This window comes from Actinokineospora spheciospongiae (genome assembly GCF_000564855.1).
Lineage (GTDB): Bacteria > Actinomycetota > Actinomycetes > Mycobacteriales > Pseudonocardiaceae > Actinokineospora > Actinokineospora spheciospongiae.
In genome coordinates this window covers 1-22,686 of the sequence record NZ_AYXG01000182.1, presented here as the reverse complement: position 1 = coordinate 22,686, position 22,686 = coordinate 1, and the positions used below count along the sequence as shown (strand labels likewise).

The 22,686-nt window shown below is 74.4% G+C and carries 20 protein-coding genes; 5 read left to right on the top strand and 15 right to left on the bottom strand.

Features of this window, described 5'->3' with window-relative positions; genetic code table 11:
• Nucleotides 1-17: 17 nt before the first annotated feature.
• From UO65_RS23305 to UO65_RS23265, 9 genes are all read right to left on the bottom strand, one after another.
• Complete coding sequence (locus UO65_RS23305) at nucleotides 18-491, bottom strand: hypothetical protein (protein WP_152552228.1); 474 nt, start codon at nucleotides 489-491, stop codon at nucleotides 18-20.
• A 96-nt stretch (nucleotides 492-587) separates the two neighbouring features.
• A complete protein-coding gene (locus tag UO65_RS23300) occupies nucleotides 588-1,181 on the bottom strand; it encodes a hypothetical protein (protein ID WP_035286296.1) in 594 nt (197 codons plus the stop codon).
• 67 nt (nucleotides 1,182-1,248) lie between these two features.
• Complete coding sequence (locus UO65_RS23295; RefSeq protein ID WP_035286294.1) at nucleotides 1,249-1,728, bottom strand: hypothetical protein; 480 nt, start codon at nucleotides 1,726-1,728, stop codon at nucleotides 1,249-1,251.
• The gene (locus tag UO65_RS23290) at nucleotides 1,725-2,861 is read right to left on the bottom strand and encodes a hypothetical protein (RefSeq protein WP_035286291.1); all 1,137 of its coding nucleotides are present in this window, start codon (nucleotides 2,859-2,861) and stop codon (nucleotides 1,725-1,727) included. Before UO65_RS23290 ends, UO65_RS23295 begins: the two co-directional genes overlap by 4 nt.
• Nucleotides 2,861-4,936 carry a hypothetical protein gene (locus UO65_RS23285; protein WP_035286288.1) on the bottom strand — a complete coding sequence of 692 codons (2,076 nt, stop codon included), beginning with the start codon at nucleotides 4,934-4,936 and terminating at the stop codon, nucleotides 2,861-2,863. Before UO65_RS23285 ends, UO65_RS23290 begins: the two co-directional genes overlap by 1 nt.
• Nucleotides 4,933-6,669: a hypothetical protein gene (locus tag UO65_RS23280; RefSeq protein WP_146241320.1), complete on the bottom strand. Its 1,737-nt coding sequence runs from the start codon at nucleotides 6,667-6,669 to the stop codon at nucleotides 4,933-4,935. Before UO65_RS23280 ends, UO65_RS23285 begins: the two co-directional genes overlap by 4 nt.
• An 11-nt stretch (nucleotides 6,670-6,680) precedes the next feature.
• Nucleotides 6,681-7,364 (bottom strand): hypothetical protein, encoded by a 684-nt coding sequence (locus UO65_RS23275; protein WP_035286284.1) that lies wholly within the window; start codon nucleotides 7,362-7,364, stop codon nucleotides 6,681-6,683.
• On the bottom strand, nucleotides 7,361-9,457 hold the full coding sequence (locus UO65_RS23270) for a protein kinase family protein (RefSeq protein WP_035286275.1): 2,097 nt from the start codon (nucleotides 9,455-9,457) through the stop codon (nucleotides 7,361-7,363). The genes UO65_RS23275 and UO65_RS23270 overlap by 4 nt, the downstream gene beginning before the upstream one ends.
• Nucleotides 9,458-9,647: 190 nt before the next feature.
• Nucleotides 9,648-13,184: a penicillin-binding transpeptidase domain-containing protein gene (locus tag UO65_RS23265; protein ID WP_035286273.1), complete on the bottom strand. Its 3,537-nt coding sequence runs from the start codon at nucleotides 13,182-13,184 to the stop codon at nucleotides 9,648-9,650.
• Between the two features lie 186 nt (nucleotides 13,185-13,370).
• Here UO65_RS23265 and UO65_RS23260 point away from each other — a divergent pair, with 186 nt between their 5' ends.
• From UO65_RS23260 to UO65_RS23240, 5 genes are all read left to right on the top strand, one after another.
• Complete coding sequence (locus UO65_RS23260) at nucleotides 13,371-14,009, top strand: DedA family protein (RefSeq protein WP_035286271.1); 639 nt, start codon at nucleotides 13,371-13,373, stop codon at nucleotides 14,007-14,009.
• A 63-nt stretch (nucleotides 14,010-14,072) separates the two neighbouring features.
• On the top strand, nucleotides 14,073-14,900 hold the full coding sequence (locus UO65_RS23255; protein WP_324608980.1) for an NAD(P)-dependent oxidoreductase: 828 nt from the start codon (nucleotides 14,073-14,075) through the stop codon (nucleotides 14,898-14,900).
• 218 nt (nucleotides 14,901-15,118) lie between these two features.
• The gene (locus tag UO65_RS37530) at nucleotides 15,119-15,412 is read left to right on the top strand and encodes a hypothetical protein (RefSeq protein ID WP_146241319.1); all 294 of its coding nucleotides are present in this window, start codon (nucleotides 15,119-15,121) and stop codon (nucleotides 15,410-15,412) included.
• A 295-nt stretch (nucleotides 15,413-15,707) separates the two neighbouring features.
• Nucleotides 15,708-16,202 (top strand): glycine-rich domain-containing protein, encoded by a 495-nt coding sequence (locus tag UO65_RS37525; RefSeq protein ID WP_035286264.1) that lies wholly within the window; start codon nucleotides 15,708-15,710, stop codon nucleotides 16,200-16,202.
• A 166-nt stretch (nucleotides 16,203-16,368) separates the two neighbouring features.
• On the top strand, nucleotides 16,369-17,073 hold the full coding sequence (locus UO65_RS23240) for a phosphotransferase family protein (RefSeq protein WP_233427812.1): 705 nt from the start codon (nucleotides 16,369-16,371) through the stop codon (nucleotides 17,071-17,073).
• A gap of 60 nt (nucleotides 17,074-17,133) precedes the next feature.
• On the opposite strand, the gene UO65_RS23235 is transcribed toward UO65_RS23240, so the two are convergent.
• The 6 genes from UO65_RS23235 to UO65_RS23210 all read right to left on the bottom strand — a co-directional run bounded on the left by UO65_RS23235 (nucleotide 17,134) and on the right by UO65_RS23210 (nucleotide 22,345).
• The gene (locus tag UO65_RS23235) at nucleotides 17,134-17,685 is read right to left on the bottom strand and encodes an anthrone oxygenase family protein (RefSeq protein WP_084176170.1); all 552 of its coding nucleotides are present in this window, start codon (nucleotides 17,683-17,685) and stop codon (nucleotides 17,134-17,136) included.
• 52 nt (nucleotides 17,686-17,737) lie between these two features.
• A complete protein-coding gene (locus UO65_RS23230) occupies nucleotides 17,738-18,514 on the bottom strand; it encodes an ABC transporter ATP-binding protein (protein WP_052021655.1) in 777 nt (258 codons plus the stop codon).
• A 141-nt stretch (nucleotides 18,515-18,655) separates the two neighbouring features.
• On the bottom strand, nucleotides 18,656-19,285 hold the full coding sequence (locus tag UO65_RS23225) for a hemerythrin domain-containing protein (RefSeq protein WP_035286260.1): 630 nt from the start codon (nucleotides 19,283-19,285) through the stop codon (nucleotides 18,656-18,658).
• 108 nt (nucleotides 19,286-19,393) lie between these two features.
• Nucleotides 19,394-20,230, bottom strand: a complete 837-nt coding sequence (locus UO65_RS23220; RefSeq protein WP_200873439.1) for an NmrA family NAD(P)-binding protein — start codon at nucleotides 20,228-20,230, stop codon at nucleotides 19,394-19,396.
• A 259-nt stretch (nucleotides 20,231-20,489) separates the two neighbouring features.
• On the bottom strand, nucleotides 20,490-21,254 hold the full coding sequence (locus tag UO65_RS33580; RefSeq protein ID WP_052021653.1) for a thioesterase II family protein: 765 nt from the start codon (nucleotides 21,252-21,254) through the stop codon (nucleotides 20,490-20,492).
• 29 nt (nucleotides 21,255-21,283) lie between these two features.
• Nucleotides 21,284-22,345, bottom strand: a complete 1,062-nt coding sequence (locus tag UO65_RS23210; protein WP_084176172.1) for a PfkB family carbohydrate kinase — start codon at nucleotides 22,343-22,345, stop codon at nucleotides 21,284-21,286.
• Nucleotides 22,346-22,686 lie beyond the last annotated feature (341 nt).

Sequence of the window (22,686 nt, the reverse complement as noted above, 5' to 3'; positions counted from 1 at the left end):
CCGCGCGCGGTGGTCGCTCAAGCCTCGTAGTGCGCCCGGATGTCGATCCGCGGCCCGGTCGGCGACCCGTTGTGCACGGTCACCTCCACGTCCAGGGCGCTCACCCGCCCGGTGACCGGGTCGCGCTCCAGGGTGCCGATGGTGAACTCGGCGGGGCCGTCCCCGCTGCCCAGCCCGTCGGAGATCAGGTTCACCCCGGCGGCCTCCGGGTGCAGCCGGAAGTTCCCCCCGGTGTAGCTGCCCACGCCCAGCGGGGCCCCGTTCGCCCCCGCCAGCTCCACCCGGAACCAGTCCCAGCCGGAACTGTCCTCACCGTCGACGACCAGCACGCCGTCCAGCTCGAACGCGCGCACCTCGTCGGTCGGCTCGGTCCAGGTCCGGCTGCCGGAGACCGGCCCGGCCCCCGGTTCCGCGGTGTACCCCAGGGACGACGGGTCGCCCGCCTGCGCCAGGCTCACGACCAGCGCGGTGACGGCCCCCAGTACGGCCATGCCCATGGTGTTCCCCCCTCCAGCCGCACCGGGTCGGTGCGGGACGGGCCCACCATCGCGCGCCCGGCTCACCGCGCGGCGGGAAACCGCCGGACATCACCCACTCGGCGCAGGACCGCGCAGCTCCACCGCGGCGGCGCCGCGCAGTTCCACCGCGGCGGCGACGGCGGCGGGGCTGTGCCAGGTGCCGTCGGGGAGCTGCACGCAAAGCGCCTCGACGAAGTGGGGATCGAGGGTGCTCAGGGTCCGGTGGAGGGTGGTGATGGGGATGCCGCCGAGGCGGGGCTGGGCGCGCATCAGCTCCCGGACCCGGGCGGCCCGGCAGGCCGCCGCCGCGGTGGGGGTGGGGTGGTGGGCCAGTTCGCGGGTCCAGTGCTTGCCGAGGAGCAGGTCGGCGTGGTTGCGGCCCGCGGCGTAGGACATGCGGGTCCGGTGGGCGGGGGTGGCGACCCAGGTCAGGACCAGGGGGGTGCGGTGGCCGGGCGGGTTGAGGGCCAGCGACTCCAGAACGGCGACGAGGCGCAAGGCCTCGGTCGGGAGGACGGGGGCGTGGGCGGGCAGCAGCAGGAGCGCCGCCGCACCCGCCCCGGGAAGGTCCTCCGGGGCGGACAGGTGCGCGGGGGTGCCCAACGCCGTCCGCAGCGTGTCGGCGGCGGAGGTGTCGGTCCCGTCGAGGATGGCGACGCTCATGCCGAGCCCGCCGGGGTGGCGGAGTGGGCCGGCGCGCCGAGGCGGGCGGGGGCTGGGGTGGGTGGGGTCATGTCAGGAGGAACAGTTCCACCATGACCTGGCCGGGGGTGCCGTCGCCGCCGAAGTAGGGGCGGATGTCGACCGTGGTGCGCAGTTGGGGGAGGTTCGCGGGGGTCACCACCGCTTTGAGGCGTTCGGAGAGGCGGGTGCCCTGGGCGGGGTTGGCGGTGGTGGACTTGCCGAACAGCAGGATCAGGCCGACCCGGCCCTGCGGGCCGACCGTGCGGTCCAGGGCGGCGCGGAAGTCGGCGAGCACCGTCGCGTCGTCGGCGGTGGCCGGGATGGTGAAGCGGACCGTGGTGAGGGCCAGGCCCTGCGAGGGGGCGGTGGTGGGGGTGGCGGTCGCCGATGGGTCGAGGACGACGGCCGAGGGGGCGGTGACCTCGGAGCCGATGGCGATGATGACCAGGACCATGGCCAGTTCCGCGAACAGCCAGCCCGCTGCCCCGATCGGGCCCGCGTCGCCGCGGGGGAAGCGGCGCCTCACCGGTGGTCGGGGTGGCGGAGGCCGTCGGCGACCATGGTGAGCCAGTTGACGTCCTTGATGACCTCGCCCAGGCGGGCGGCGGTGTCGCGGGTGGCGGACGCGGCGGTGTCGAGCTTGGTGGCGGCGCTGGCGACGGCGGTGGCGGCCTCGGTGAAGGGTTCGCGGGCGGTGGCGAGGGTGCTCTGGTGCTCGGCGGTGCGGGTGGCCAGGGCCGCGGCCTCGTCCAGGCGGGTGGTGGCTTCCTTGAGCACGGCCTCGGAGCGGGAAGTGGTGTCGGCGGCGGTCGCGGCGGCCGACGTCACCGCTTCCACCGCGTCGGTCATGGGTTTGACCTGGCGGGCGGTCTCCGCGACGGAGCGCTCCAGGCGGCCGTCCAGGTCGGCCAGGCGGTCGGCCTGCGCGCGCAGGTCGGGGACCGCCGCGGCGAGGCGTTCGACGACGGCCGCGAGCCGGTCGACGACCGAGGCGGCGGTGGCGAGGGTGTCGGTGGCGGCGGCGAACTTCGCCGACGCCGCGGTCAGGTCGGCCGCGGCCTGGCGGGTCACCTCGACCGGGGAGGCGGGGGCGAGGCGGGAGCGCAGGACGGTCAGCGGGGGCAGCAGGTCGACCTCCAACTGGTGCACCACCCGGTCCAGCTCGTCCGCGGCGGCCTGCTCGCGGGCGGGCCCGCGGTAGCCGAGCATGATCCACACGACGGTCAGCACGATCACCACCGACAGCACGAACGGGCCCCGGTACCACGGTTGGGCCAGCCAGTCGGCGAAGAACGACGGGCGCGACCCCACCGGCACCGCCACGTACTCCCGCACGTACAGGAACTCCGCTGCCCCCAGCAGCACCCAGGTGAGCACCACCGGCAGCAGCACCAGGCCGCTCCCGGCCCGGCTCACCGGGTGCTCGACGATGCCGCGCAGGTACCCCGGCTCGCGCAGCCGCCACAGGTCGGCGTCGCGGCCGACCCGCTTCGGGTGGTCCTCGGCGGTGCGCGCCTCGGCGACCGCCGCCTGCAACACCGTGGTGAGCTGCGCCAGGTGCGGTGGTCGGTTGGACGGGCGGGTGCCCGCGATCCGGTCGACCCGGTTCAGCGCGGTGGCGACGAGCACGCCCACCCGCCCGGCTGCGGAGGTGTCCATCAGCCCAACCGCGCGAAGAAGAGCTGGTACAGCACGAACACCACCACGGCCGCGATGCCGATGATCAGCGCCAGCCGCAGCGCGGGCGGCAGCTCCTGCTCGCGACCCACCCGGCGGGCGCGCGGCACCGGGACGGTGTTGCCCGCGGGCACCGGTTCGTCGAGCGGTTGCGGTGCCACGGTGTCGGCCTCGGCGCGCCGGTAGCGGTCCGCGCCGAAGCCCTGGGCGCCGTACCCGGCCCCGGCGTCCGCCTGGCCGCTGGGCCCGAAGTCCCCGGCGCCCGCGCGCCGCTGCCTGCGACCGCTGTGCAGGGAGTCCCCGCGCTGGGGGTCGTCCTGCCCCCACCCGGGGTCACCGCTGGGGAACGCCTCGGTGCGCGCCTGCGCGGGCGCGCGGGACGCGGTGTTGACCCGGTCCGCCGCCTCCAGCAGCAGGCCGCGGCCGACCTCGGAGACGTCGAGCCGGTCGGCGTAGTGGCTCAGCGCCAGCGCGAGCAGCCCGTCGGGGAGCAGCCCGTTTTCGCGCAGCAGCCCGAACCCGCCCTCCACCACGGCCGACTGGTCCTGCGGGCGCCGGTCCACCAGGTCGGCGACCCAGGTGGCCATCGACCCGCGGCCGCGGTCGGCGTGCTCGGAGTTGTGCGCCAGCACCGTGCGCACCAGTCCGCGCCGGGTCGACTCCTCCCCCGCCACGTCGAGCAGTTCGGCGGTGACCGCGACGCTGACGAAGTCCATGCGCCCCACCAGGTCCCGCAGCACGCCGACCTGGTCGCCGGTGGAGCGCAGGTAGTCGCGCTGCCGCTGCGCCAGCCTGCCCCGGCGGCCCAGGGCCACCGCGATGGACTCCACCGACGGCGGCAGGTCGTCCGCCCCGATGCCCAGGGATTCCAGCCACAGCACCGACCTGGCCAGGGCGCGCGGGTCGGCCAGCGGGCGGCCGGGGGCGAGCAGGGTGCGCTCGACGAAGGCGACCCGGTCGCGCTGCTCGGGCACCCAGCGGCGCACCGCGTCGCCGAGGAGGTCGGGCCAGCGCGGGAAGCGGGACACGTCCGCGGGCGGGAAGCTGATCGGGTTGCCGCCCTCCTCGTGCCGGGCGAACAGGCCCTCGAAGACCACGTCGACCAGCTCGCCGGGCACCCGGTCGGCCACCAGGTGGGCGATGGCGCGGTCGGGGTCGTCGTGCGCCCAGCGGACCACGGCCGGGTGCGCCCGGGGGGTGAGCAGCCGGGTCGGGGCCTCCTCCAGCAGCCGCGGCACCTCGTGCGCGGCGGGCACCAGCGCCTCGCGGGCCACCCTGTCCACGAAGGACCGCATGTCCGGCAGGCCGCGGTACTCCTCGCCCAGGGTCACCTGGTCGCCTGCCTGTTCGGCGATCCAGCGCTGCGCGGCGGCGTCCTGGTCGTCGCGCGGGCCGGGCAGGTGCGCCGATTCCCCCAGCCAGTGCCGGGTGCGGGCGGCGCTGTCGCGGTCGGCCAGCTCGGCGGGCCAGTGCCCGGAGACGATGTTGTAGTCGTCGAGCACCGGTGGCTTGAGCAGGAACGTCGACCACACCCGGGAGCGGACCACCTGCCGCGGCAGCACCTTCAGCAGCACGGCGACCGACCCGGCCACCTCCAGCGGCTCGCCGTCGAGGGGGACGCGGGCGGTGTCGGCGGTCAGCGCGGCCAGCGGCGCGAGCAGGTCCCGGGGCACCGGGGGCGAGCACGGCACCTCGCGCACCGGCTCGGGGGCCAGCCGCCCGTCCGGGCCGATCATGGTCAGCCCGTGCAGCCACACGTCGGCGGGTTCGTGCCGGGCCGGGGTGAACAGGAACTGGCAGCCGCCGGAGCGGCCGAACGCGCCGCCGCGGCCCTGCACCGCGAAGCACCAGTGCGGCCCGTGCTCCTCCACCTGCGTCCACACCAGGCTCCACGCCTGGTGCGGGCCCAGGTCGGCGGTCGGCTGCACCACCGGGTACTTGATCAGCTTGTCGGCGGCGGAGACGAACGCGGCGGGCGGCCGCGGCCTGCCCGGCGGTTCGTGCAGCACGAAGCCCGCCCCGCTGCCGCCCCACTCGACGATCGTGGACTCGTTCACGGCCGCACCCTCCGGAGCATGCAGAGCAGCAGTTGCGACAGCGCCGCGGAGCGGGTGTCGAAGTCGGGGAACGACGCGTCGGAGTCCATCGGCTTGATCAGCTCCTCGCTCGACCCGGGGACCGGCACCTCGCCCAGCGCCGAGCAGAGGAAGAACCGCGGCTCCCGCCACGGCTGGCTCAGCAGCATATCGATGTTCTGCTCGAAGCCCAGCCCGTAGGCGATGCCGCAGCCCAGCGCGGACATCACCAGGTCGCGCAGCCGCAGCACCCCGCTCTGCCCGGGTACCAGCGACCCGGCCACGTGGTCGTCGAGGGTGGGCACGGTCAGCCGCCCCGGCGGCAGGACCGCCTCGGGGACGCCCTCGGGCACGTCGATGACGCCGCCGCCGCCCCCGTCGACCAGTTCCCAGAAGGTGTCCGGCTGGTCGTGGTGGTTGACGATGGCGTCGGCGAACTGCCAGGCGACCCTGGTGCCCAGCGCCGGGTCGTGCGCGAACCCGGCGATGCGCCCGATCACCTGCCGCCAGGCGGCGTCCTCGACCACCACCGACGGGTGCGGGCCGCCCGCGCGGGCGGCGACGTCGGCGAGGTAGCGGGCGGTGCCGCGCACCACCGCGTCGGTGCTGCCCAGCTTGCGCAGCGAGGCGCCCCCGGCCAGCGCGTGCCGGACGAGGTCGGCCTTGGTGACGCAGACCAGCAGGTACTGCACCGGCCCGACGTCCTCGGAGATGGTGCCCAGTTCGGTGAGGGTGCCCGCGAGTTGGCGCTGCACCACGTTGCGCTCGCGGCGGACCTCGTCGGTGCGGTCGTAGAGCAGGCCGTCGGGGCGCATGCTCGCCGCCAGCGAGGTCCGGTCGGTCCCGGCGGGGAGGAACTTGGGGAACGGCGTGCAGACCACCGGGTCGATCGTCCACACGAGGGTGCCGTAGTTGCGCAGCAGGAACCGGTTGTGCAGGCTCTGCACGGCGTTGCTGGCGAAGCTCTCCCCGGCGAGGTCGGCCACCGCGGCCATCACCCTGCGGTTGCCGATCTGGTAGCGGCGCACGATGGGCTGGCGGATGCGCTGGCCCCAGGAGTCGCGGTCGACGCTGTCGCGGCCGAGCAGTTCGGTGTGGATGTCGAGGATCTGCTGCACCACCCCGGCGGCCACGTTGTCGGTGAGGAACTCGTACGGCATCAGGTCGCGGGCCAGGGTCGGCTCGATGGTCATGCCGCGGATCTCGGTCTGCAGGTACTGCCGCTTGAGCAGTTCCAGCGGTTCGGCCTCCAGCAACCAGTCGGCGTTGTAGACCGACACCTGCGCGGGCGGCACCGGGGTGTCCACGTGGGTCAGCCCGCTGATCGTCAGGTGCTGGCTGAGGGTGCGCAGCATCAGGTAGCTCTTGCCGGTGGCGGCCTGCCCGATCGCGGCGATCACGTCGAACTGGTCGACCCGCCAGGTCGGCATGGCCGCCGCCCCGCCGGTCACCACGTGCTCCAGGAACACGTGCCCGTCGCCGCAGACCCGGTAGACCAGCCGCACCCGCGCCGGGTGGAAACCCGGTGACGGCGGCCAGAACCGGGACCCGTCGAACAGGCTGAGCCGCCAGTCGACCGCGCCGCGCTGCTCCACGCACAGCTCCAGCCGCAGCGCGGGCCTGCGCGGGCGCCCGTCGGGTTCCCGGGTGCGCGGGGTGCCCAGGTCGTCGTCGCAGGCCGGGCAGCGCAGCAGCTCGCCCCTGCCGCCGTTCATCGGGTGGTTCATCAGGCCCCCAGAATCCACACGGCGATCGCGATCAGCACCGCGGCCAGCGGCCACAGCAGCACCGCGCACACCCGCCAGCCCTGCCGCCGCCCGACGACCCCGGCGCGGACCAGGTGCTCGTGCAGGTGCGGTTCGGCGCGCGCCTCGGCCAGCCGGGCGGTGGCCTCCTCGTGCGAGACCCAGTTGCCGACCGCCCGGGTGGTGACGTCGTCGAGCTGCCCGGGCCGCACGGCGGCCAACTCCCCCGACAGCGAGCCGGGTCCGAAGCGCCGGTACCACTCGCGCGGGCCGGACTTCGGCCGCTCGGGCGCGGGGGCGGGCGGGCCTGCGGGTCGCGGCGGACCGCTCGACGGCCTGGCCTCGGGCACCCGGAACATCACGGCCTCGCGCTCGGTACCGGTGAGCGGCGAGCGCCGGTCGGGTCCGGGCGCGCCGCCGGGCAGCGGGGCCTGCACCCTGGTGGCGTTCGGCGTGGCGTTCGGCGCCGCACCCGGGTTGCGCGCGGCGGGCGTCCCCGGGCGACCGGGCCCGCCGGGGAGCGGCGGGAGCGGCCCCGGGCTGGTCATCTTCTGCGTCCGCGCGGTCGACATCTCCTGCGCCGACTCCGGCACCGGCTCCGGCGCCGGCTCCGGCCCCTTGGGGGTCACCGGCTCGGTGCCCGGCTCCTCGGGTTGAGTGCTCATCGGCCCGCCACCACCCCGATCAGAACGACGACGGCCACCAGCAGCGGCAGCGCGCCCGCCAGCCAGACGACCCTGCGGAACTCCCGGTGCGCGATCTCGTCCTGGTGCGCGGCGACCCGCTCCAGCACCGCGGGCACCCAGGCGTTGAGGCCGCGCGGGGTGGACCGGACCTCGGCCCGGATGCGGTGCAGGTGCCCGGCGTACTCCCCGGCGAACACCGGCGCGACCTGCTCGGCCACCGGCTCCGGCGCGGGCACGCCCAGCGCGTCGAGTTCGCGCAGCCAGCCCACCGCCGACCACTGGTCGCCCACCAGCGCGTCGTACTGGAACGGGGCGGCGAGGACCTCGGTGAAGCGGGCCCAGCGCGGGTCCGGCCACCAGGTGCGGATGGCGTCGGTGACCACGGTCGGCTGGTCGATGGGGCGCCTCCCGTCCTCGTCGTCCTGCACCAGGAACGCCACCCGGTCGCTGCCCGCCAGCGCGCCCAGCACCACCAGCGCGAAACCGAACCGGTCGTGCTCGCGCAGGTCGGCCGGGGTCTGCCCGTCGTAGGAGCGGCGCCACTGGGACATGATCCTGGGTGCGGCGTAGGTCGGTGTGAGGCGCAGGTCGACCAGCCGCTCCACGGTGCGGCAGACCGCGTCGCTGTCGATGAGGACGTAGCCGGTGCCGCCGGAGTCGCGCTGGTTGCGGCAGACGTTCTCCGGTTTGACGTCGCAGTGCGCGATGCCCAGCTCGTGCAGCCGGTCCAGGCCCTGGGCCAGGCTGACCAGGTCGTCGAGCTGCTCCAGGCCGGGGGCCACCCGGCGCAGCGACGAGTCGGCCCAGCCGACCTTGCGCAGCATCGGCGACACGGCGATGACGTAGCAGTGCGGCTGCGGCTGCTCGGGCACGCCGAACCACGCCGAGAGCCGGTTCTCCGGGTCGTCGCTGACGTCGCGGTCGGTCACCGCGAGTTCGGTGCGGCGCAGCTCACCGCGGTAGTCGGCGCCCGGCTGCACCAGGGTCACCGGCGCCACCGCCCACGGCGGGGCCTGCCCGGTGCCGCCGACCGCGGCGTTGGCGGTGTCGACCAGCGCGGCCTGGGTGCGCAGGTAGCGGCGGAGCTGGTCGGCGTGCTGCGGGGTGGCGCAGCGGTAGACCTTGACGTGCCACTGGTCCTCGCGCGGCCCGCGCCACTGGCCGCGGGTGTAGAGGACCTGCACGTCCAGGTGCGGGCTGTGGCCGTCGGGGCTGGCGGACTGGATCGGGAAGCGCCGCTCGGCGGCCCGGTTGCCCGGCTCGGGCGGGGCGATGCGCAGCGGGTGGGTCTCGTTGTCGACGGTCAGCCACACCTCGTGCGCGGAGCCGTCGCCGGTGTCCGGGGTGCCCGCCTGGGTGGGGCTGGCGGGCGCCCAGTCGGCCAGCTCGTACTCCAGCCTGCTCAGCGCCTGCCCGGTGTCGGCGAGCTGGTAGCCGATCCACCCGCGCGGGGCGACGGCCAGGCCGGTCTCCAGGTTCGGGTGCAGCAGCGCGTCGTTGACCAGGACGGCGATCTCCGGGCGCTCCCAGGTGCGGCGGGCCATCAGCTCGCCGTCGACCATGCGCAGCGACAGCAGCGGGCCGCTGGGCACCGCCGCCATCGACTGCGGCAGCACGAACCCGATGCCGCCGCGCCGGTCGGCGGGCCGCTGCAGCGGCAGCCACCGGTCGGCGGGCTCGGCGAGCAGGTAGTCGAACCGCAGCCCGCCGAAGGCGAAGGTCAGCAGCCGCTGGCGGACCAGCGGGCCGCGCGGGCCGGGGCGTTCGGCCTCGGCGGCGGCACCGGCGTTGGTGACCGGCTCGCAGCGCACGTCGTAGCCGTCGGGCAGGCCGGGGGTCACCTCGAAGTACACCTGGGTGACGACGTCACCGAAGCCGGCGCGCACCTCCTCCAGGGTCTCCCGGACCGCCTCGATGGCCTGCGGGGTCAGCGGGGTCTCGGTGCGCACCAGCACCCGGACCAGCACCTTGGCCCCGGCCGGGGCGGACGCGGACGCCAGGTGCCTGCGCAGCTCACCGCCCGCCGCGGCGCGCACCTGCTCCTCGAAGCGCGGCCGGTCCCGCTCGGTCATCGTCCCGCCCCCGCTGCCGTTCCGTTGATGACCGCCGTTCCCCGGACGACCGCTGTTCTCCCGTTGACTGCCGTGGTCCTGATGACTGCCGTTCCTCCGATGACTGCCGTGCCGTCGACGACCGACGTTCTACCCCCAATGGACGTGCGGGTGGGGGTCGACGTTCCACCGGACGCCACCGCGACCGGCCTCATCCCCTGGCCGCCGTGATCGCGGCGATGATCTTCTCGGCCAGGAAGCGGGCGCGGTCGGCGCCCCTGCCCTCGTCGCGGGTCTCGACCGCCACCGCGAACGAGACCGGGCCCGAGGCGGTGTCGACGAAGCCCACCAGCCAGGCGATCTGGTGCAGGAAGGTGCCCCGCGGCGCCGTCCCCGGTTCGTACTGCACCTGTGTACCGGTTTTCACCCACGCCCGTTGCCCCTGCGGCAGCACCAGCTTGCGCGCGGTGCCCGAGGTGGTGGTCGCCGACAGCGCCTGGCGGAGCTGTTCGGCCTGCTCGGGGGTGAGCACGGGGGTGCTCGTCCCGGTGACCTCGCGGCGGACCCCGTCGCGCGGGTCTGTGACCGCGGACACGACCGTGGGTTGCACGGCGGTGCCGCCGTTGGCGACGGCGCCGAGCACGGTGGCCATCTCCAGCGGGGTGCCCACGACCCCGCCGCCGCCGAGCACGTTGTTGCCGATGCTGCCGTCGTCGGCGGTCGCGGGCACCCGGGAGTCCACGCCGACCGGGGTCCCGGCCAGCCAGGCGGGCCTGCGGTCGGCGCGGGCGTCGGTGCTGCCGACGACGAAGCCCATCGCCTTCGCGGTGTCGCGGATGACGTCCCAGCCCAGGTCCTGGGCGAGCCGCACGAACGCGGTGTTGCAGGACACGGCGAGCGCCATCTGGAGCGTGATCCGGCCCGAGGTGGCCTGCCCGCAGGCGCCGTTGCCCGCGTTGCGGATCACCTGGTTGTTGACGGTGACCGTCAGCGGCGCGTCGATCACGGTCTGCGCGGTGGCGCCCCTGGTCTTGATGAACGCCGCGGCGACGACGACCTTGAACGTCGAGCCGAGCCCGTACTGGCGGCCCAGTGCCCGGTTGACCTGCGGGGACGGCACCGCCACCGCCTTGTCGTCCTCGACGAAGCGCCGCAGCCGGTCCTGCGCCTCCGGGGTCTCCCCCGCCTGGGTCGGTGCCAGCGACCAGCGGTAGCAGTCGGCGAGCACGCGCTCGTCGTCGGACTCGACGCAGTCGGTGCTCTCGTCCAGGTTGCCCTGCCCGTCGCGGGAGCCGAAGCCGTGGTCGCCGGTGAACTCGCGGCGGGCGGTCTGGTCCACCGGCCGCGCGGTCCCCTCCTCGCCCGGTTCCACGGGGGCGCTGGCGGCGGCGAGGACGTGGCCGGTCTTGGCGTCGACGACCACGGCGCCGCCCGCGAGCGGCCCGCCGGTGGGGCCGTCGGCGAGCAGCGCCCCGGTCGTGGCGCGCTGGATGGCCGGGTCCACGGTCAACTCGACCGCGCCGTCCGGGCGGCCGCTCGACGGCGGGGCGAGCCGCTGCCCCAGCGAGGTGCCGGAGGAGCCGTCGACGATGTCGGTGAGGCCCGCCTCCAGCACCCCGCGGTCGCCGCCGACCTGGAGCAGCCCGCCGAGGTCGGCCAGCGAGAGGTCGGGGGTGCCGAGGGGTTCCCAACGCGCGCCGGAGCGGTCGCGCACCCACTGCGGCTTGCCGTCGACCAGGACCCGCACGGTGGTCCGGTCGTAGGCGATGCGGTCGGTGGAGCACTGCTCCGGGTCCACCCTGGGCTGCTGGGTGGTGCAGAACGGCCGGTCCTCGGCGAGCCCGGTGTACGGGGAGAGCGTGATGCCCACGACGAGGGTGGCGCTGAGCAGGTAGACCCACGCGGCGCCGGGCACGGTCGGCCGCGCCCACCAGGTCGACGCCCGCGCGGGCGCGGCGGCGGGGACCAGCGCGCGGCGCGGCGGCGCGGCCGGTACGGGCTGCGCCGCCGGGGTGGCCGGTGCGGGCGCGCCGAGGTAGGACACGGCCACGGCGGCGATGACGCCGAGGCCGAGCGCGATCGTGGAGTGCCCGCCGCGGGACAGGAACGGCGCGGTGATGCCCGAGTGCGGCAGCGCGTTGACCGTGGCGGCGAGGACGAACAGGAACTGCCCGAGCACCATCGCCCGGAACCCGACGACGAACAGCCGCGCCGGGTCCACCCCGCCCGCCTCGGTGCGGGTGACCTGCGGCCCGATCCGGCTCAGCGCGGCGGCCAGCAGCGCCAGCAGGCCCGACAGCAGCAGGATGGTGATGCCGCCGAGCTTGCTCCAGATGACGGTCAGCACGAAGTCGGTGCTGCCCGCGGGCACCCGGCCGGAGGTGGAGTCGTCGAGCCCGCGCCCCCACAGCCCGCCGTCGGCGATGACCGCCAGCGACTGCGCGATCTGCGAGCGCCTGCTGGCCTCGGCGGAGGAGTAGGAGATCTGGCAGGCGCTGGTGCCCTCCGGCGTCGGCGGCGGGGTGGCGCCCTCCGGGGCGGGCTCGCAGGCGGCGGCCCAGTTGTAGGTCCACGGGTCGACCCAGACCGCGCCGCGCTCGGAGATGTACGGGGTGACGGCCATCGCCGCCACGCCGATCAGGACGAACCCGCCCACCGGCGCCCACAGCGGCCGCGAGTAGCGCAGCGCGACCCGCCGCCGGGCCCGCGCCCGCGCCCGGCCCACCTCGCCGAGCACCTCCGGCGCCCGGTCGGCCTGCACGCCGAGCAGGTGCGCGAACACCGCCACCGACCCGACGAACACCGGGATCATCGGCCCGATGTCCTGCTTGAGCGCGCTGGCCACGCCGACGGCGGCGAAGGTGCCGATCGGGTACCACAGGTGCCTGCGGGCCCGGATCACCTCCAGCGGGCTGCCGCCGCGGGCCGCGGCGCCCACCCGGTACAGGTGCGCGTACGCGCCGAGCATGGCCGCCAGCGCCACGAAGTACACGACCTTGCCGTACTCCGGGGTGGCGATGCCGAAGATCGTCAGCCGGTCGTCCAGCAGCGGCGCCGCGAACAGCACGAACACCGCGAGCAGCCCGACCAGGTGGCCCTTCTCGGTCAGCGGGAACGCGGGCAACCGCAGCCGGATCGCACGCCGCTTCGGCGGGCCGAGCCGCTCCGGCCGGGGCCGCTGCGCCCAGGCGATCGCGGCCACCACCAGCGCCAGCGCCAGGGCGGGCAGCAGCACCGCGCGCGCGGCGGCGTCGCCGGACTCGGCGGTGAAGGCGTCGCCGACGCGGGTCGCCGGGTCGGGGATGACCACCAGCCGCACGGTCAGCAGCAGCCCGAACAGCAGCAGCGCCCCGGCGCTGAGCAGGGCGGCGAGCGCGGCCGGGGCCACCTCGGCGTCGCCGCGGCGGCCGTGCGCCACCCGCAGCGCGCGCAACCCCAGCCCGACGGCCGCTGCCACCAGGATCGCCACCGCCACCACCCACGGCGTCGACCGGAACCGCCCGCCGACGACGAACCCCAGCGCGATCAGCACCAGCGGCCACCACACCCCCGGCACCGCCCCCCGGACGGGTGAGTTGAGGGTGGTCGGGTCGGCGGGCGGCGGGGCGTTCACCGCGTGCAGGGCGACCGACCGCCCACGGGCCAGGAACCGCGCGGTGTTCACGACCGCGAGCACCAGCCCGACCAGCAGGAACAGCCTGCTGAAGCCGGTGAGCCCGTCGAAGAACATGGTGAGCAGCGAGCTCATGGTCGGCGGCGACCTCCGTCGAGGGGGGACCCGGGTGGATCGGCGGATGGTGCCCGAAGATCACACCGTCAGTCGCCAGGGTACCGACGACCGTTACCCGTTCGGGGGCTTGCCCGAGGTCGGGCCGGTCACCCTCCAGCCCGCTGTATCGTGTCGGCGTCGCGGACCACGCTGGGAGGAAGTCCGGTGCACGTCGAGGAAATCCTGAACTCCATCCCACCGCTGACGATCTACCTCGTCGTCGGGCTGGTCATCGGCGTGGAGAGCTTGGGCATCCCGCTGCCCGGTGAGATCGTCCTCGTCAGCGCCGCCCTGCTGTCCTCGCAGAGCGACGCGGTGAGCCCGGTGTGGGTCGGCGCGTGCGCCATCGCGGGTGCCGTCGTCGGCGACAGCATCGGGTACCTGATCGGCAAGCGGGGCGGGCCGCGGCTGTTCGCCTGGGCGGGCCGCCGGTTCCCCAAGCACTTCGGGCCCGAGGTCATCGGCAGGGCCCGGGCCACGTTCGCCCGGCGTGGGGTGTGGGCGGTGTTCTTCGGCCGCTTCATCGCCCTGCTGCGCATCCTCTCCGGCCCGCTCGCCGGGTCGCTGCACATGCACTACGGCCGGTTCCTCGTCGCCAACGCCGCGGGCGGCATCGCCTGGGCGGGCGGCACGACGGTGCTGGTGTACTACCTGGGCACGGTCGCCGAGCAGTGGCTCTCCCGCTTCTCCTGGTTCGGCCTGCTCGCGGCGGTGCTCGCCGGTGTCGTGGTGACCCTGGTGGTCCGCAGGCGGATGCACGCGCACCCGGCGCCGGAGCAGGTCCCCGCCGACACCACCGACTGACCGGCTCGCCCCCGGGTGTTCCCGTCCCACCGGAGTGGGTATGAAGGGCGTATGACGCTCAAGGTGACAGTGCTCGGAACCGGGATCATGGGCGCCGCGATGGCGCGGAGCCTGGCCAGGGCCGGACTGGCCGTCACGGTCTGGAACCGCGACCCGGCCAAGGCCGAGGCCCTCGCCGACGTCGCCGAGGTGGCCCAGGACCCGGCCGCCGCCGTCGACGGCGCGGACGCGGTCGTGACCGCGCTGTTCGACCTCGCCGCCACCGAGGCGGTGATGTCCCGGGCCCTCCCGCACGTCCGGGGCGTGTGGGTCCAGACCGGCACGGTGGGCCTCGACGGCGCGATCTCCCTGGCGCGGCACGCGGCGGAAGCGGGAGTCGAGTACGTCGACGCCCCCGTCCTCGGCACCCGCCAACCCGCCGAGAACGGCCAACTCACGGTCCTCGCCGCAGGCCACCCCACCGACACCACCACCGCCGTCTTCGACGCGATCGGCGCCAAGACCATCTGGGTCGGCGAAACCCCGGGCGACGGCCACCGCCTCAAGCTCACCGCCAACGCCTGGGTCGTCTCCCTCACCGCCGCCACCGCCCAGAGCATCGAACTGGCCGGCGCCCTGGGCCTGGACCCCACCCTGTTCCTGGAGATCATCGAGGGCGGCCCCCTCGACAGCGGCTACGCCCAGCTCAAGGGCCGGGCCATGATCACCGACACCTACCCGCCGTCGTTCACCCTGGACGGGGCGGTCAAGGACTCCGCCCTCATCGCCGAGGCCCTCGCCCAGGCGGGCAAGGACAACCGCGTGATGACCGCCATCAACCAGGTCTACGCCGAGTCCTCCGCCAGGGGCCACGGCGCGGACGACATGGCAGCCGTCAACAAGGGCTTCTGACCGCCCCCTCGGGGACCGGCGATGTGCGAAGATGTGCGGCATGACGCTTGCCCGAAAGGACAATGGGGCGTAAGTCCCCGGCGCGCGTGCGCGCCGCCATCGCCGAACGAGTGACGCGAAAGCGCACCAGAGCCGCCCGACGAGCGGCAGCCAACCGACGAGTCATGGCCAACCCGCCCGTGCGCCGCCGCAGGCGACCTCCCTGGCAGCCCACCCGCGTGAGACACCGCCCGATCCCCGGGTTGTCCGGCCGGGGCGTGGCCGCGATCGCCCGGCTCGAACGCGAGCGCTTCGATCCGGGCGGCGCCGCCCGCGCCCTGCGGACGTGGGCCTGGTTCGTCCGCACCCCCGGGCACAGGCTGTGGAGCGAGGCAGAGGGTTGCGGGGTCTCCGAGTGCTGCCCGGACCCACCGGAACTGCGCCTGTTCCTCCACGCCGTGGTGGCGGTGCTGCCACCGAAGGACGCACGGCTACTGCGCAAGCAACTCGACCAACTGGACGACATGTGGTGATCCGCCACCCGGATGTGGACAGGCCGCCGGGCAACGCTTCCCGGCGGCCTGTTCGGTGGGGACGGCTGTGATTGCACTCGAGACCTTTCCACCGAGCCAGGACGTGGCGATCCGCTGTCGGAACTCCAAGGCGCCTCACCTGCTCAGATCCTTGTTTCAGCGTTGGCCAAAACGTCCCCGGCGAGGTGCTGCTGACCTGGTCCTTGTCTCGCTGGTCGTGTCGCCCCTGATGGAGGACGCACCCGGTGGTCGTGTGCCGCCAGGATGGAAGCCACTGACCGGAAGGAGATCGGGTATGACCACGGTATTGGGCACCCCACTCGCGTCGGGGCGGGACCTGGTTGGCGGTGAGCTGTTCGAGCGATTGGTCAGCCGGGTGGTCACGGACGCGGGTGTGGATCGAGAGATGGCCGAGCGCGCGGTTGATCAATCATTGGCGTTCCTGGCGGCATCGGCCCGGCATGTCGGCGAACCGCTGAGCCCCAGTGCCGGGGTGGATCTGGGCTGGCACGCCTTCCTGCTCTACACGAGGGAATACACCGAGTTCTGCCACCGCATCGCAGGCCGCTTCATCCACCACGTCCCCGACGACGCGCCCGGGTCGGCTCCGACCGGGGCCGGTGGCCGGGTCGGTCGTACGCCTGCCGCGATCGAGGCCGCCGGTTATGTGGTGGACCATGAGCTGTGGTTCAGCGGCACGGACCGCTGCGGGAGTTGCCACGAAGAGGGCAACTGCAACGCCAGCGGTGGCGACGGCAACGAGAACTCGGACAATCGCGGCAAGGACTGACGTGACGACTTGGCCGGAGCTGCCCGCTGCCGTTGTGTCCGCCGTCGAGCAGCGGATGGGCCGAGTCGTCGGGGCGGTGGACGTGGATCGGGGGGACAGCAGCGACTTGGCAGTGGTCGTGCGTGGGGTGTCCGGGGAGCCGGTGTTCGTGAAAGGTGTCCGTGGGGTGAGCAGGCGTATGCGCTGGCTCCGCAACGAGATCACCGGCTCCCTGCACGCCTCCGACATCGCCCCCGACGTCGTCTTCCACGCGGACATGGACGACTGGCTCATCATCGGCTTCGCCTACGTCCCCGGCCGCCGCGCAGACCTCTCCCCCGGCTCGGCGGACCTCCCCCTGGTCGCCGGAACGCTGTCCAGGATCAGCCGCATCCAGGCGCCGGACCTGCGCCCACTGCGTGATCGCTGGTTCGCCACCGATTGGTGGACCCGCCTGGCCGACGAAGCCCCGGACCACATCCGCGGTTGGGACGCCGCCGAGTTGGCGCGCGTCTCCGCCACCGCCCCGGCCCTGGTCGACGGCACCAGCCTGCTCCACACCGATCTCCACGCGGACCAGTTCCTGATCAGCCAGGACGGTCAGGTGCACGTCGTCGACTGGGGGTTCCCCGGCAGTGGCGCCCCGTGGGTGGACACGGCCTTCATGACCCTCCGCCTGGTCGGCGCGGGCCACACCCCCGCCGAAGCGGAATCGTGGGCTCGGACCATCCCCTCCTACGCGGACGCCTCGCCGGGCGCGCTGGCGGCGTTCGCGGCGTACGTCGCGGGCTTCTGGACCCACCTGTCCCTGTCCGCCGGTCACGGCGCCCGCCACCGCGCCCGCCTGGCCCGGGCCTGCGCGAACTGGCGCCTGGGCTCACCTCCGACATGACGGCGTGCCGGAACGCGGACAGGCCGCCGGGGAGCCCGGCGGCCTGTCCGCGGAGGAGCGTCAGTTGGAGCGCTTGTGCGAGAGCAGTGCGCCCGCCAGCGCGCCGAAGGCGAGCACGTTGGCGATCGTGCGCACCAGGTGCCACCTGTTCCACGGGTCCTCGAACGCCCCGCGGACGCGGGCCAGCTCGTTGAGGTCGGTGGGCAGGCCCGCCGCCTCGAGCTGGTCGTTGAGGGGGATGTTGATGCCCATGGTGATGCCGATGGCGACCACGTACAGCGCCAGCGAGGCCAGGACCCAGCGGGCGGCGGTGCGCTTGCCGAGCTTGTGCTCGATGATGGCCGCCGCGCCGGTGAAGATGAAGGCGCCCGCGAGGACCGAGCCGAACGTGTTGTTCTGGATGGCGCGGTTGATCTGCTGCATGGAGTCGATGAAGGTGCGGTTGTCGGTCTTGGCCAGCGCGGGCATGACGGCGTTGGCGAAGGTGAAGAACGTCCCCGCCATCAGGCCCATGCAGGCGGTGGCGAGCCAGAGCACGGGCGTGGCGAGCTTGCTCTTGCCCGTTGGCGGCCCCACCTGTTGGGCGAACTGCGCGTTGCGGAGGTCGGACATGGTGGATTCTCCCCTGTGGGTCGTGGATGGGTCGGTGGGACGGGTTCGCGGGTCAGGCCAGTGAGCCGGTGAGGGTGTCGGCGCCGTCCGGGAGGAGGGTGCCTTCGTCGAGCAGGCCGACGCGGTCGCACAGCCAGCGGACCTCCAGCAGGTCGCTGCCCGCGTACAGCACGGACATGCCCTGGTCGCGCAGGTCGCTGAGGGTGGTGAGGAGGCGGACGCGGCTGTCGGGGTCGATGTGGGCGGTGGGCTGGTCCAGGACGAGCATCCTGGGGCGGATCAGCAGGGACATGGCCAGGCACAGCTCGCGCAGTTCGCCGCCGGTGCAGCGGTCGACCGGGACGGCGGCGTGCGCGGCCAGGCCCGCGCGGCGCAGGGCCTCGGCGATCCGGTCGGCGCGCTCGGCGCGCGGGATGCGGTGGAAGCGCGCCCAGAAGGCGAGGGTCTCGGCCATCGTGGCGGTCGGGACCATCACCGCGCTCTGCGGGACGTAGCTGACGACGTGCCGCAACTGGAAGCCGTCGTAGGCGTCGATGGACTCGCCGCCGACGGTGATGCTGCCGGTGTCGGCGCCGAGCAGGCCGGTGACCAGCCGCACGATGGTGCTCTTGCCGGACCCGGTGGGCCCGGCCAGGCCGTACGCCTCCCCGGCGGCGACCTCGAAACCGATGTCGCGGACGACGCCGCGCCCGTCGTCTGTGGTGTAGCCCAGTCCGGACACCGCCAGGACCGTGCCCCTGCGTGTTCGTTGTCCGGGCACGCGGTCGACCACAGTGGACGTCGCGATGACGCCACCGGACGCCTCGTCCGCCCCGTTCAGCCAGCCCATGGCCCTGTCCCCTCGCATTGATCCCGGTTGTCCCCGCGCCTGCCGTCCACCCGACGGCAGGCGCGGGTCTCGCGCCGTGCCCGCACACCGCCCTGTGCGCCGACACCGGTCAGTCCTTGGTGCGGGAGGAGATCCCGCCGATCACCACCAGCGGTAGGACCGCTCGTAGCGGAAGTTCAGCGCGGTCAGGCCGATGAGCCGGACCGGCAGCGGCATCAGCGCGGCGGCCCGCCCGGAGCCCGCGCCGTCGAACATCCACGGCAGCAGGAACGCGAGCACCCCCGGCGGGGCGCTGAGCATGATGCGGCGCTCCACGCCGCCGTAGGCGCGCTTGCCCATGGCGACGAACGCGGGGAGCACGATGGTCTCCTCGGCGCGCAGGTGGTCGTGGATGATCGCGTCGAACCGCGTCGCGGCCTCGACCAGTGCGGCGTTGTCGTCGAGCCGCAGCGCCGCGGTGACGGCGTCCATCGCCTGGTCCAGGGCGGCGTGGTCGGCGTGCATGTCGACCTCCCGCTCGGCGAAGCCGGGCACCTTGGCGCGCAGCTCGGGCCAGAGGATGTCGTCCTCGGTGTGGTGGTGCCAGTCGATGGTGGCGCGCACCTGGTCCCACCAGGAGGCCACCCTGGTCCGCTTGGACGAGGACAGCTTGGGGGCCACCGCCAGCAGCTTCTTGGCGTCGCGGCGCATCGCGCGGTGCAGCAGCGCGAAGCCGTGGAGGTTCTCGGGGAGTCCGTCGAGCCCGTGCTCGCTGGACAGTCCTGCGGTCATGGCGTGCTCCCTGCGGTTCCGTGCGGGTTCTGCGGTGTCGGCGGTCCTGGTGCTGGTGGTGCGGTTCTGCTCAGTCGGCGGTGCCGCGGCGCGCGGCGCGCGGGGGTCTCAGTCGGCGTTCCAGACACCGCTGGCGGCGGTGTCGTGCGCGAAGTCGGTGAAGTCGCGGGGTTCGCGGCGCAGCGCCCGGCGCACCCCGTCGGTGAGGTAGGCGTTGCGCCCGTCGAGGACCTCGCCGAAGAGGCCGACGAAGTGCTGCGACATGCCGCGCTCGCGCAGCGCGGCGGCGTACTGCGGCGGGCTCAGCGGCACGTACCGCACGTCGCGCCCGGTGGCCTTGCTGATCTCCGCGGCGATGTCGTGGAACCCCAGCAGCCGCGGCCCGGACAGCTCGTAGACCTGCCCGGCGTGCCCGGGTTCGGTCAGCGCCGCCACCGCCACGTCGGCGATGTCGTCGGCGTCGACGAACGGCTCCACGGCGTCGCCCGCGGGCAGCGCGATCTCACCGGCCAGCACCGCCTCCAGCATGAAGTTCTCGCTGAAGTTCTGGTTGAACCAACTGCAGCGGACGATCGTCCACTCCAGCCCGCACCGCTGCACGACCCGCTCGCTCTCCTGCGCGGCCTCCTCGCCGCGGCCGGAGAGCAGCACCAGCCGTTCGACCCCGGCGTCGACGGCGGCCCGGCAGAACCGGGTGATGTCGGCGACGGCACCGGGGAAGCCCAGGTCGGGGATGTAGGTGACGTACGCGGCCCGGACCCCGTCGAGGACCGGCGCGAACGTCTCGTGGTCGTTCCAGTCGAAGCGCGGGGTCTCCGACCGGGAGCCGATCCGCACCGGCACCCCCCGGGCGCCGAGCCGTGCGGCGACCCGGCGGCCGGTCTTGCCGGTACCCCCGATCACCAGGACCTCATTCGCCCGGTCACGGCTCGCTCGCTCTCCCATACCCGTAGTCAACCGGTCTGCGCGGAATTGAGCCATAGTCAAGAAGCTCAGGCCCATCTCCGGGCGTCTCCACCCGGCAGCGGCCGTGAGACGACCCTATGCGACACGCTGACCTGCGCGGATGGCGAGAAGGTTGCCGGAAGGCAAAAACGCCCGCTCGTCCCGGCACAAACACTGCCGGGGCGGGCGGGCGTATTTCGATTGCCGAGACAAATGCGCGGGAAAGAGTGACACACCGCGCCCGATCACGGGCGGCGGTTCACCGGAGGGGTCGCGCGGCACGGTCCCGCGCGGCCCGCAGGGTCGACGCCACGGTCGGCATCCGGTCGTAGAGGAAGAAGTGGTCGCCGCCGAACGCGGTGTGGGTGAAGTCCCCACTGGTGTACCGGGCCCACTCGGTGCCCACCGCGGGCGGGGCCAGGTGGTCGTCCTCGGCGTGCCAGGCGGCCAGGGAGATGCGGGGCGGCTCCTCCGCCGGGTCCGGGTGGTAGCCCACCACCAGGCGCAGGTCGTTGCGCAGCGCGGGGATGAACAGCCCGCGCAGCGGCGAGGTGCGCAGCATCGGGTTCACCGCGCCGATCTCGGTCAGCGCGTCCAGCAGTTGCTCGTCGGGCAGTTCCACCAGCGGCGCGAACACCTTCGACGACGACCGGTGCGGCGGGCGCGACCCGGCCAGCACCACGAACTCCGGGTCGCGCAGGTCCGGGTCGCGGCTGATCCGCTTGGCGACCTCGTAGGCCAGCAGGCCGCCGAGGCTGTGCCCGAGCAGCGCGTACGGCCCCGACCCGGCCAACCGCGGCGCCAGCTCGTCGGCGTGGCGCACCAACGATTCGGCGGGCGGGTCGGCGCGGCGGGTGGCCCGGCCGGGCAGGTCCACGGCCTGCACCAGGAACTCCGGGGCGAGCGCCTTGGGCCAGGTCTTGAAGGAGGCGGAGGACCCGCCCGCGGGGGCGAAGCAGACCAGCCGCAACGGCGCGGCCTGCTCCTCGGTCGCGGCGGGCGGGGTGGCGAGTGCGGCGGACATGGCTGGGCTCCCTGGGGCGGGTGTCGGGGTCAGGACGCGATCGGGACGCCCGCCGCGCCGGACCGCCGCGCGCCCATCGGCGGCACGGTCGACGCGGCGGCGCGCGGGACGGTCAGCGGCACGGTGGGAACGCCGAGGTGCGGTCCGAACGGGACGCACGCCTCGACCCCGTAGGCGTCGGCGAGCAAGGCGGTGAGCCGCACCGGGTCCGGGTTGTAGGCCTGCGCGCCCAGCGAGCCGACCGCGAGCGCGGCCAGCGCGCAGCCGAGCCGGGCGGCGGACACCGCGTCCAGCCCCCAGCCCAGCGCGGCCAGGTACCCCGCGCGGAAGGCGTCACCGGACCCGGTCGGGTCCACCGCGACGACCTCGACGGCGGCTACGGTCACCGGCCGCTCACCCACCACCTCCAACCGCACCCCGTCGGCGCCGAGGGTGGTCACCCAGGTCCCGACGCGGCGCAGCACTTCCCGGTGCGACCAGCCGGTCTTCTCCAGCAGCAGCGCCACCTCGTGGCGACTGGTGAACAGCACCCGCGCCCCACCGACCAGGGCACGCAACTCGTCCCCGGCCAGGCACCCGACCTGGCGCGAGGGCGCCACGGCGAACGGGTGCCCGTACAGGCGGCAGGCCTCGGCGTGCCGGACCATCGCAACCGGGTCGTCGGCGGCGACGAGCACCAGGCCGGGCGACCCGAGCCGGTCGGCGACCGCGCTCAACCGCAGGTGCCGGGCGGCGCGCATGGCCCCGGGGCGGAACGCCGCCACCCGGTTGCCGCCGGTGTCGGTGGCACACAGGAAGCGGGCGGTCGGCTCCGCGCACACCCGCACCGACCCGGTGTCCACGCCGAGCGCGCCGAGCCCGGTCCCGTCGAAGTCGGGGCCGACCGCACCGAGCAGGACCGGGCGCAGCCCCAACCGGGCCAGGCCGTAGGCGGTGTTCGCCCCGGTGCCGCCGGGCCGGGGCGCGGGGGTGCGCAGCACGGCGTCCAGCGCCAACCCGTGCGGCAGGTCGGCCAGCACCCGCCTGCTGAACACGCCGGGAAAGGCCACCAGGTGGTCGGTGGCGATCGAGCCGGTCACGGTGACGCGCATGCTGACCATCCCTCTTCCGGTTCAGACCGCGGGCACGCCGCCCACGGTTGTGCTGGGAGCTGTACCTGACTCCGCCGGCCGCCCCCAACCGGCGGCCCGGCCACCAGCCACGCCGAACCCGCTCGGCGCAGCAACAACAACCAGCCACCCCCAAAACCCGCGGCCCGACTACGGAAACGCCCGGGCGGGCGGATGTCTTCAACGCCGAGCCGACCACCCCGAGAACCGCTGGCCCGGCGATCGAATGCCTGGGTGGATGGATGCGCTCGGCCAGCCGACCGCCCCACAAACCGCCGGCCTGGCGAGCGACTGCCCGGGTGGGTGGATGTGTTTGGCCGGGG

What these genes read in the sequence shown, in the direction of transcription:
- UO65_RS23280 (WP_146241320.1), bottom strand. Translation starts at nt 6,669, where the DNA reads ATGAACGGCGGCAGGGGCGAGCTGCTGCGCTGCCCGGCCTGCGACGAC.
- UO65_RS23300 (WP_035286296.1), bottom strand. Translation starts at nt 1,181, where the DNA reads ATGAGCGTCGCCATCCTCGACGGGACCGACACCTCCGCCGCCGACACG.
- UO65_RS23235 (WP_084176170.1), bottom strand. Translation starts at nt 17,685, where the DNA reads ATGTCCGACCTCCGCAACGCGCAGTTCGCCCAACAGGTGGGGCCGCCA.
- UO65_RS23275 (WP_035286284.1), bottom strand. Translation starts at nt 7,364, where the DNA reads ATGAGCACTCAACCCGAGGAGCCGGGCACCGAGCCGGTGACCCCCAAG.
- UO65_RS23290 (WP_035286291.1), bottom strand. Translation starts at nt 2,861, where the DNA reads ATGGACACCTCCGCAGCCGGGCGGGTGGGCGTGCTCGTCGCCACCGCG.
- UO65_RS23230 (WP_052021655.1), bottom strand. Translation starts at nt 18,514, where the DNA reads ATGGGCTGGCTGAACGGGGCGGACGAGGCGTCCGGTGGCGTCATCGCG.
- UO65_RS23305 (WP_152552228.1), bottom strand. Translation starts at nt 491, where the DNA reads ATGGCCGTACTGGGGGCCGTCACCGCGCTGGTCGTGAGCCTGGCGCAG.
- UO65_RS33580 (WP_052021653.1), bottom strand. Translation starts at nt 21,254, where the DNA reads ATGTCCGCCGCACTCGCCACCCCGCCCGCCGCGACCGAGGAGCAGGCC.
- UO65_RS37525 (WP_035286264.1), top strand. Translation starts at nt 15,708, where the DNA reads ATGACCACGGTATTGGGCACCCCACTCGCGTCGGGGCGGGACCTGGTT.
- UO65_RS23210 (WP_084176172.1), bottom strand. Translation starts at nt 22,345, where the DNA reads ATGCGCGTCACCGTGACCGGCTCGATCGCCACCGACCACCTGGTGGCC.
- UO65_RS23220 (WP_200873439.1), bottom strand. Translation starts at nt 20,230, where the DNA reads ATGGGAGAGCGAGCGAGCCGTGACCGGGCGAATGAGGTCCTGGTGATC.
- UO65_RS23270 (WP_035286275.1), bottom strand. Translation starts at nt 9,457, where the DNA reads ATGACCGAGCGGGACCGGCCGCGCTTCGAGGAGCAGGTGCGCGCCGCG.
- UO65_RS23265 (WP_035286273.1), bottom strand. Translation starts at nt 13,184, where the DNA reads ATGAGCTCGCTGCTCACCATGTTCTTCGACGGGCTCACCGGCTTCAGC.
- UO65_RS23225 (WP_035286260.1), bottom strand. Translation starts at nt 19,285, where the DNA reads ATGACCGCAGGACTGTCCAGCGAGCACGGGCTCGACGGACTCCCCGAG.